The organism is Clostridium sp., from assembly GCF_036643715.1.
Lineage (GTDB): Bacteria > Bacillota > Clostridia > Clostridiales > Clostridiaceae > Clostridium.
Genome location: NZ_JAVXRL010000045.1, coordinates 1 through 11,060, shown reverse-complemented (window position 1 = coordinate 11,060; position 11,060 = coordinate 1). Strand labels below are relative to the sequence as shown.

Below are 11,060 nucleotides of genomic sequence, written 5' to 3'. Positions count from 1 at the left end.
GAACCTCTGGAACCTCTGGAACCTCTGGAACCTCTGGAACCTCTGGAACCTCTGGCTCATTATCCTTTTTCACATTCAATACGTCAACAAAAACTTTTTCTGTTACTGTATCTTTAATTATTTCGAACTCTATTAACTCATCACTTAATATATACCCTTCTGGTGCCTTGGTTTCCTTAAAGTAATATTTCCCAGGAATTAGATTATCTATTACTATTTCTCCTTCAGAATTTGTGACAAATTCACCAATAACATCAAGTTTATTATTTAATAACTCAAATACTGCCCCCTCAAGTACATATCTAGTTTCATTATCTAACTTTCTAAGTGTAACTGAACCTCTAAGTTCTTCTGGTTCTTCTTGAATCTTACTGTTTTCAAATACTAATTCTAATGGTGAGGATGTTTGACCCTCAACAATTTCAAATTCTAATGGCTTAATTGATTGGATATATCCCTCTGGTGCCTTTGTCTCAACTAACGTATATTTACCAATATTAAGTCCTGAAATATTGAGTATTCCATCAGTTCCAACCTCATAAGAACCAATAACTTCATCATTTGAATTCTTTAAGTCAAATCTTGCTCCACTTAAAGGCATCAATGTCTCACTATCAACCTTCTTTAAAGATATTCCTCCAAGTTCAACTGGTTTCTCTATCTTCTTATTAATAACTTCAATTAGTACCACTTTTTCCTCTTCAGATTGTCCAATTACAAATCTATGAAGAGTATCATCAAGTTCATACCCATTTGGTGCTTTAATCTCTTTAAAATAATATACTCCATTCTTTAAATTATCTACTTTTATTTCTCCGTTTTCATTAGTTACACAAGTTCTAATGACATTCTTATCTTCATCTAATAATTCAAATAAAGCACCTTCTAATAACTCTTTCTTATCTTCATCATACTTTTTCAGTGTAACAGACCCTAATATTTCTTCTGGCTTCTCTGGAATTTCTATTTTAATATTTTTAAATTCAAGTTCTTTAATTGCATTAATATCTTCTGAACCTATTTCAAAGTTTAAAGGAATACTGCTTAATTCATATCCTTCTGGTGCCTTAACTTCAGTTAATGTATACTTACCAACTACTAGTTCGTTTATTTCTATTACGCCATCTTCATTAGTTGTATACTTTCCTATTAATTTACCTTCTGAATCTTTTAGTTCAAACTCTGCTCCAATTAACTTGGCTCCTGTTTCACTATCAGTCTTAAGCAATTTTACTCCGCCCAATTCTGGCTCAGATAATTCTATTTTTCTATTCTCTGCTTTTAATTTTATTACTTCTGAATTTCCAAGAACAATTTCAAATTCATGCAACTTTTCATTTAACTCATACCCATCTGGTGCTTTTAATTCTTTAAAGTAATACTTTCCTACTTTCAATTCATCAGCTCTTATTTTTCCATTATCATCAGTTTCAAATTCATTAATTAAATTCGTATCCTCATCATATAGCCCAAATATAGCATTCTTTAAAGTTTCATTTGTAGTATCATCAACCTTTAGTAACTCTACAGAACCAATTGTTTTAATTGCACTATTTTCAAATACTAATTCTACTGGTGCTTCTGTCTCTCCACTCTTTATTTCAAACTCAATTGGAATAATTGATTGAATATATCCATTTGGTGCTTTAATTTCATGGAATGAATATTTTCCGATAGCAAGTCCACTTACTGATAATATTCCATAATCATTAACATCGTAAGTTCCAACTATGTTGCCCTCTTCATCCTTTAATTCAAATTTAGCTCCACTTAAATTTTCTCCTGTATCACTATCTATTTTCTTTAATATTACTGATCCAAATTCTACAGGCTTTTCAATCTTTTTATTGTCTACTTTCAGAACAAGATCTTCCCCCTGTTCATTTCCTTGTATTATGAATTTATGAAGAGTATCCTCAAGTTCATAACCCTCTGGTGCCTTAACCTCTTTAAAATAATAAGTACCTGGTTCTAAATTATTTACCTTTATCTCTCCATTTTCATCAGTTGTATGTGTGCTTATTAATTCTTTATTAGAATCTAATAACTCAAATACTGCACCTACTAAAAGTTCCTTTGAATCATTATCATATTTTCTAAGAACTACTTCTCCAAAAATAACTTCTGGATCTGGAATTTTAATCTTAACATTCTTAAATTCAAGTTCCTTAATCTTATTTATATCATCTGAATTAATCTCAAATTCAATAGGTGTGCTGTTTAATTCATATCCTTCTGGTGATTTTGTTTCAACTAATGAGTATTTACCTACATTAAGTTCTTTAATCTCTATTAGTCCATTCTCATCAGTTATATGAGTGCTCAAAACTTTTCCTTCTGAATCTTTTAATTCAAATTCTGCACCTTTAAGTTTTGTTCCATCATTACTATCAGTTTTAAGTAATCGAACTCCACCTAAGTAAGGCTCTGGAATTACAGGCTTATCTATTAATGTATTTTTAAATGTTAATTCTATTACATTTGATACTGTTTCTTTATTTATTTCAAAGTTTAACTTTTCTTCTGATGTAACATACCCCTCTGGTGCTTTTGTTTCTATAAAATAATACTTTCCAAATTCCAATTCTGAAACTTTTAAAATACCATCAGCCTCAGAAACATGATTACCTACAAATATATTTGTATTTCCATCAATTTTATAAAGAGCAAATTCAGCTCCTTGTAATCCAATACTAGTTATATTATCAACCTTTTTAAGTTCTACTTTTCCAATAGCTAACTTTTTATTGTATGCTTCTAATATTACTGTTTCTGTTTTCCCTAATTGAATATTAAATGTATACTCTTTAGTAGATAATTCATACCCATTAGGAGCTTCATTCTCAACAAATTTATAATCTCCAGGTCTTAAATTATCAACATTAATTTCCCCATTTTCATTAGTAACATAAGTTCCTATATAATTATTTTCAGAATCATATAATGAGAACTTTGCTCCTTCTAATAAATAGCTGCTTTTTTCATCTTTTTTAATTAACTTAACATTTCCTTTTATTATGTCATTCTTAGCTGTTCTTACTTGTAAATCAGCTTTATCACCTTTTATTATAGTGAATTCTATCTTTTCATCTAAAATTTCATAACCTTTTGGGGCCTCCTTCTCAATAAAGTAATAATCCCCTGGTCTTAAATTAGTAACAGCTATTTTTCCATCTTCATCAGTAATGAAAATCCCTTTAGACTTTCCATCCCTTTCGAACAACTCAAATTTTGCGCCACTTAATTTCTTAGAAGTTTCACTATCCTCTTTTATTAAGTTAACTTCACCTTTTATTATTTCATTCATAACTTTATTAAGTTTAACTGTTTCTTTATCGCCCTTTTTTATAGTAAATTCTATTTTTTCATTTGAAGGATTATATCCAAACTGAGGTGATTTTTCTTTAAAGTAATAATCTCCAAATGTTAAACCATCCGCAGTTACTATGCCATCCTCATTTGAAGTATGCTCTGATATCTTTTCACCTTCTTCTGTGAATAGTTCAAATACAACTCCACTTAAACCTTCTCCTGTATAATCATCTACTTTCATAAACTGAACTGATCCAGCTTCTGCTTTCTTATTAGTTGCTTCAACCATTATTACAGGCTTTTCATCACCAATTTCTATATTAAAATTATATTCTCTATTTGTAATTTCATAGCCTTCTGGCGCCTTAGTTTCAACAAACTTGTATTCACCTGGCTTTAAGCTATTTATTATTATTTCACCATTGTCATTAGTAGTATATTTTCCTATTAGCTGTCCATCTGAAGTGAATAATTCAAATACTGCCCCTTTAAGAAGTTCTTTATTATCAAAATCAGTTTTAACTAATTTTACGCTACCGTTTTTAATACTATTAATAACGTTGCCTAATAATATTGTATCTGCACTTGTTCCTTTGATTTCAAATTCTATTTTATTTAATGATGGTTCATACCCATTTGGTGCTTTTGTTTCAACTAAATAATACTTTCCAACTTCAAGCCCTTCTACTCTTACTAACCCAGTTTTATTAGACTCATAACTTCCAAGTTCTTCGTTATATTCGTTATATAATGTGAATATTGCACCTTCAAGTCCATTTCCCTCTTCATCAACCTTCTTAAGCTGTATCGTACCTTTTTTAAGCTTGCTATTTTCTGCAATTAATTCAATATGCTTAGTTTGTTGACCTTTTACTATTTCAAATTCTATTGGTACTATTGATTGAATATATCCATCTGGTGCTTTTATTTCATGGAATGAATACTTACCTGGTTTTAATCCTGAGACTGTAATCTTTCCATCCATTGAAACTTCATGAGTTGTTGTACTATATACATCTCCTCTAAGTTCAAATATAGCTCCATTTAATGAAATATTATTATCTTCTGAATCTACTTTCTTAAGTGTTACATCATACTTCTCAGCTTTATTTCCAACTCTCATTACTAAGTTGTGGGCCTTTTCACCTTTTATTATTTGGAATGTAATTGCTTCTTCTAAAATGTCATATCCAATTGGTGCCTTTACTTCTTTGAAGTAATACTCTCCTGGTTTTAATCCATTTATATTTATTTTTCCACTCTCATCTGTTATATATAGTTCCCCAACTTTTATATCTCCATTTGAACTTCTATTATAAAGTTCGAATTCAGCACCTTTTAGTAACTCCCCTGTCTCACTATCTTCCTTTTCTAAAGTTACTGAGCCAAGTATTATATCGTTGCTTACTGTTACTATTACATCTTCAACAATATTACCTGCTACAATTTCAAAATCAATTTCTTTATTTGAAATTTCATATCCAAGTGGTGCTTTTACTTCTTTAAAATAATATTTTCCTGGTATTAATGATGAAACTTTTATTTCACCATTGCTATCAGTTTTATATAATCCCCCTATTTTTATGCCTGTCTCTTTTTCGTATAATTCAAATTCAGCACCTTTTAGCACTTCCTTTGTCTCACTATCTTCTTTAACTAATGTTACTGCACCTTTTTTAATTTCATTTTCGATATTTCCTAAATTTAGAGTTTTAGTCTCCCCTTTTTCAATTCTAAACTCTATTTTTTCATTATTTAATTCATATCCTTCTGGCGCTGCACTTTCCACGAAATAATAATCCCCAAATGTTAATCCATCCACTTTTATTATTCCATCTTTATTTGATGTGAACTCACCAATGAATTTTGAATCATCTCTTCTATATAACTTAAATTTAGCTCCCCTTAAACCGCTCTTATTATGTGAATCTACTTTCTTTAATTGTACTGATCCACTTTCTACTCTCTCATTAATAACATCTTTAATTTCTATTTTTGTTATATCATTAGTTATTTCAAATTTAATTATTCCAGCAAGTTTATGGTACCCATTTGGTGCCTCAACTTCTTCCAAATAGTATTTTCCAATTTCTAAGTCTTTAACTACTAATTCCCCATCCGTATTTGTAACTTGATTTTCCTTAATTAGAGTTCCATCTTCCTTATATATATTAAACTTTGCTCCTTCAAGATAATTACCTGTTACATCATCCTTTTTAGTAAGTAACACTTCCCCTTTTATTTTATAATTACCTACTGTTTTATTTATAGTAACTTCTGAATTTTCTACATCTATAGTTACTCTTATAGGATTAATTAATTTGTTGTATCCTTCTGGTGCCTTTGTTTCATATATTTCATAATTACCAGGCAGTAGACCATCAAATTTTAAAGTTCCATTTGAAACAATACCTTTATCTAACACATTTCCGTCTAAATTTCTTAATTCAAATTCAGCTCCATTTAAAAGTTCCTTACTCTCAGCATCTATCTTTTCTAGCTGTATTGAATACCTCTTTAAAGTATTTTTAAATACATCTTGTACTGGTATATCAGTTTTACCACTTTCAATAGTAAATAATATTTCTTTATTACTTAACTCATATCCATTTGGTGCTTTTATTTCTTTTAATTTATAGTTTCCAATTAAAAGACCTTCAATTACTACTTTACCTTCTTTATTTGAAGTATAAGTTGCCTCTTCTTTAATCCATTCTCCATTTACTTCTTTATAAAGTTCAAATATTGCACCTTTTAGTGGCTCATTATTTTCTCCATGTTTTTCTAAAATGAATGAACCTTTCTCTGCTTTATTTTTAAAATTATCTAATAAAATAATTTCCCCTTCAGTACCCTTAACTTCAAATTTAATAATTTCACTATTTAATAAATATCCGTTTGGTGCCTTTGTTTCTTTAAAATAATACTTTCCAGCTTCTAACTCATTAGCTATTACTACACCCATTGAATTTGATGTATAAACTTTATCTAATTCAATAAATTCCCCATTTACTTCTTTATAAAGTTTAAACTCTGCTCCCTCTAACGGATTACCATTTTCATAATCAACTTTAGTAAATTGAACATTCGCTAATTTTAAGAAACTATTTTCTGCAATTAATTCTATAGTCTGTGATTCTTCACCCTTTTTAATTTCAAAATCTATAGGCACTATTGTTTGAATATAGCCACTAGGAGCCTTTATTTCTTCAAACCTATACTTGCCTGGCTTTAGTGCTGTTACTTCTAACACTCCATCTAAACCGGTCTCAACTGCATCTCTTATAACTTCATTAGTATCTAGATTAGTTAATCTAAATATAGCTCCTGCTAGAGTAACTCTTGATTCTGAATCAATTTTTTTAAGTCTAACCATACTTGTTACAAAGTTATTTTTAGCTTCTCCAATCTCTATTGTTGTAAGATTACCAAGCTCCACTTTAAACTCATACTTATCACTACTTAATTCATATCCAATTGGTGCTTTTGTCTCTTGAAGGTAATATTCACCAACTCCTAATCCTTCAATTTTAACAATTCCATCTTTGTTTGATGTGTATATCCCTTCTTGCTTTTCCCAATCACCATTAATTTTTTTATAAAGAGAGAATTCTGCTCCTTCTAACATGTTCCCCTCTTCATCAACTTTAATAAGATTAGCAGATCCACCATTAAAAATATTAATTACTTTTCCTGCATTTACTGTTACAGCATCACCTGATGTTATAGTGAATTTATATTTTGTCTCATCTAGCTTATATCCTTCTGGTGCCTTTAATTCTTTAAAATAGTAATTTCCTGGTTTTAATCCAGTTACTAAAACTATTCCATTATCATCTGATTCAACTTCACTTATTAATTTATCATTTGAATCATATATTCCAAACAATGCTCCTTTTAAATATTTATTATCTTCATTAACCTTTTCCAATTTTGCTGATCCATTTATAAATACATTTTCAACATTACCAATATCGACTGCTGTATTTACTCCTCTTACTATTTCAAAATGATGCTCCTTATCAGATAATAAATATCCACTTGGTGCCTCTGTCTCTTTAAAATAATACTTTCCAGCTTCTAACCCTCTAACCTCTACTATTCCATCTTTATTAGATGTATAAGTTTCAGATTGTTTTTCCCATGTACCATTAACATCTTTATAAAGTTCAAAACTTGCTCCCTCTAACGCATTACCTGAAGTATCAACCTTTTTGAACTTAACTGAGCCATTATTAAAAGTATTAACTGATGTTCCACTCTCTATAACTGCAGTTACCCCAATCTTAACTTCAAAAGAATATTTATTTTCATCTAACTTATATCCTTCTGGTGCCTTTAACTCTTTAAAGTAATACTTACCAGCCGTTAATCCATCAACCTTTATAACTCCATCCTTTCCTGATATTACTGTCTTTATAAGTTCATCTCCAGCTTCTTTATACAATCCAAATTCAGCACCTTCTAATGCCTCATTTCCATCATGTACTTTAAGAAGCATTGCAGCCCCACCTTTAAAAACATTTACTACAGCTTCGCCTTGTATTACTACAGGTTCCTTAATTCCTTTTATTATTTCAAATTCATACTTAGTTTTTCTATCAACTTCATAACCATCTGGTGCACTTATTTCTTGAATATAGTACTTTCCATCATCTAAATTATTTACAAAAACTTTTCCATCTTTATCTGAAGTAACTTCTGAAACTTTATCGCCATTTTCTTTATATACTCCAAATTTTGCTCCTTCAAGTGGATTTCTTTGATCATTTACTTTATATAATACTGCACTTCCCTTAATCTCTTTATTACTAATCTCTTTTAAATCTACTTGAGTTGCTTTTCCTTCCTCTATTACTACATTATAAATTTCATCACTTAATTCATAGCCCTCTGGAGCCTTAGTTTCCTTTACATAATATTCTCCTGGCTCTATATTTATAAAACTTACCTTTCCGTCTCTTCCCGATACAGCTGTTTTAATTAAAGTATCATTACCATTTTTAAATAATCCAAATTCTGCGCCTTCTAAAGGTTTCTTATCTTCCCCAACCTTCTTAAGCTCAACTGCACCTTTAGCTAACTTTAAAAATCCGTCCCAATTAAAGAAGTAATTATGACTTTCAAATCCTCCAAATTGATTAAGACTTCCAGCTATCAACTGTCCATTAACACTTCCACCTTTAGTGTCAACAAAAGCATTTGGTGCTATAAGACTTCCTACAATCCCTTTACCAGCTACTTCTACCTTTGTAGCATTTGGGAATATCCACATTACTTTCTGAGATAACATTGCAAGTGTCTTATTACCCGGCTTACCTGTATCAACTACTCCATAATGCAAATCACCACTTTCAACAGCCTGTCCAAGATATTCAATTCCTGAAGTAGTGAATTTTATGTTTTTCGCATCAGAATATACAATAGCAAAATCATTATCCGCTACTGCCGGAATTTTTGCTGCATTTATTATTAAACTCTCTTTACCAGCTGCTAGTCCTGATGATATAAATATATTTTTATTATTAATATCTTTTCCAAATCCCCATGTACCATCCTTTTCTCCTATATACCCCTCTTGAGATACATTACCTGGTACATATAAATCAACTTTAGTACTATCATCTATGCTTTCAGTTTTATAACTTTTTGATTGATTGCCAACGTTATCTACAATTCCTCTCATTTCAGCGAACTTCTTATTAATTTCGCTTAAAGGTTTAATTTCGCAATCAACATATTCTCCTGGTTTTGTATGAGATGGCATTTTAGATAACTTACTTTTAGTTTCTTCATTACTAACAACTATCGTATTAGCTAAAACATCTAAATTTCCATTTGATTTATAGTCTCCTCCTATAAGAATAGATGGACTATTATTTTCTACATAAGTCGAACCCATAATATTTGCTGCTCCTGTTGCTGCTGCAGGTACAGAGAAAGCTTCATTAACAGTAAAATTACCTTGTACTGCTATTGCACCTTCAGTATCTGCCTTTGTTGCAGTATGATCACCAAAAACAATTGAATTATAGTGATTTAAACCTCCAAGGTTTTCTAAAGCTCTTTTATTTAATGCAAATACTTCTTTAACAGGTACTAAGTCACCCAAAACGAACGATATTATAATAAGTACAGATAATACCCTTCTAAACTTAAATACTTTTTTCCCTTTCATATAATCCCCCTTTACAAAATTATTGAAAAATACAGTAAATCATTCATAATTATGTAAATAGATTATCATATGCATAATATCTTTTCAATATCGCCATAATATCGCTATTTTAGTGGATTTTAACCTATTTTTGCTTTTTTTTTAAGATTATAATAAGTGGAATTATAGTTCCTTATTTTGCGCTAATCTATGCTACTTTTTCACTATTACTATTTTTTTATATCATTTACATAATTCCATAACTAACATTTAACATTTCAAAAAAGGCTTATTTTGTCGATATTTTTTTATAAAAAAAATTAAAAAAATTGCTGTATCAAATTACTATCTTAATTTTGATACAGCTTTTATATTATTTTTATTTACTTATTATTTCTGCTATATTTATAATATCCGCATTACTAACTACTTCAAATCTATATTTCTGCTTACATTTAGGATACTTTTCTTTGTCTACTTCACTTAAGAACATGTCTATCGGCCTTACAAATACTCCGAAATCTCCATATAGTGCTTTATAAACAACAAGTTCCTCCATAGTTTCAGAATGTTTAGCAACACCTAAAACTGAATATAATTTTCCCTTAAAATGCTTAACCATTTTACCTGCTAATTGATCTATACTTCTTGCCATAATACCCACTCCAAACATTTTTCTAATAAAATCTTATCTGTCAAATACAAGTGATTTACATAATGCAAAAAATTCTCTAGCATACATAGAGGGTACTAAATACCATTTTGTTTTACTAGTATAAGAATTAACCTCTTCATAGCCATTTCTTTTAGCTATCATATTACTCCTTAATGCATGAAAATCCGTTGTAATAAACATGATTGATGATTCGTCTACACTCTTATTACTTATTCTTTCAATTATATCTTTTGAATACTTAAAATTTTCATATGTATTAGTTGATTTATTCTCAAGAAAAATTTTATCATTACTAATTCCATTTTCAACTAAATATCTTCTCATAGCTTCTGCTTCTGTTATAGTCTCACCTGGACCCATTCCTCCAGATACTATAATGTCACCATCATAATTGGTCTTCTCTACATAATCTAATGTAGCATTCAACCTATCTCTTAATGTTGTTGTTATAGTCTCTCCTCTTATCCCAGCTCCAAGCACTACTATATAGTCACTTTTTACTATAGAATTTTTAGAATACCTTACAATACATGCTTCAGTTACTAAAAATATTGCTATTCCAATTATAAGTACTATTCTAAACCATTTAAAAAATTTATCAAATACAATAATAGCATGCAGTTTCTTATAAAATAATGAGTATACTACCATAATCAACCCTATAAATAAATAAAAAACACTAAAAGTAGTATATCCAAATATCAAATTAACTAATATAAAGTAAGTTATGCTTATAATTCCTATAATAAATAAAATAGTCACGATATCACCTCTCTCTCATATATAGATAATACCATAATATATCAAATAATTTCTTATTTTTCCATAAAAAACTAAAATTAAATTTCTTTATATTTTTATATAAAAAAAAGAGATAGTAGTTTACTATCTCTTAGTTCACACCTGGCAACGTCT

3 protein-coding genes are annotated in these 11,060 nt (G+C 29.5%); all 3 read right to left on the bottom strand.

Annotated elements, in window-relative coordinates:
• The coding region (locus RSF37_RS11760; RefSeq protein WP_332564595.1) for a SpaA isopeptide-forming pilin-related protein at positions 1 to 9,490 on the bottom strand (9,490 nt) is incomplete at its 3' end.
• Between the two features lie 358 nt (positions 9,491 to 9,848).
• Positions 9,849 to 10,124 carry a DUF1653 domain-containing protein gene (locus tag RSF37_RS11755; RefSeq protein WP_442878722.1) on the bottom strand — a complete coding sequence of 92 codons (276 nt, stop codon included), beginning with the start codon at positions 10,122 to 10,124 and terminating at the stop codon, positions 9,849 to 9,851.
• Positions 10,125 to 10,157: 33 nt separating this feature from the next.
• Positions 10,158 to 10,907 (bottom strand): YdcF family protein, encoded by a 750-nt coding sequence (locus tag RSF37_RS11750; protein WP_332564594.1) that lies wholly within the window; start codon positions 10,905 to 10,907, stop codon positions 10,158 to 10,160.
• Positions 10,908 to 11,060: the final 153 nt, after the last annotated feature.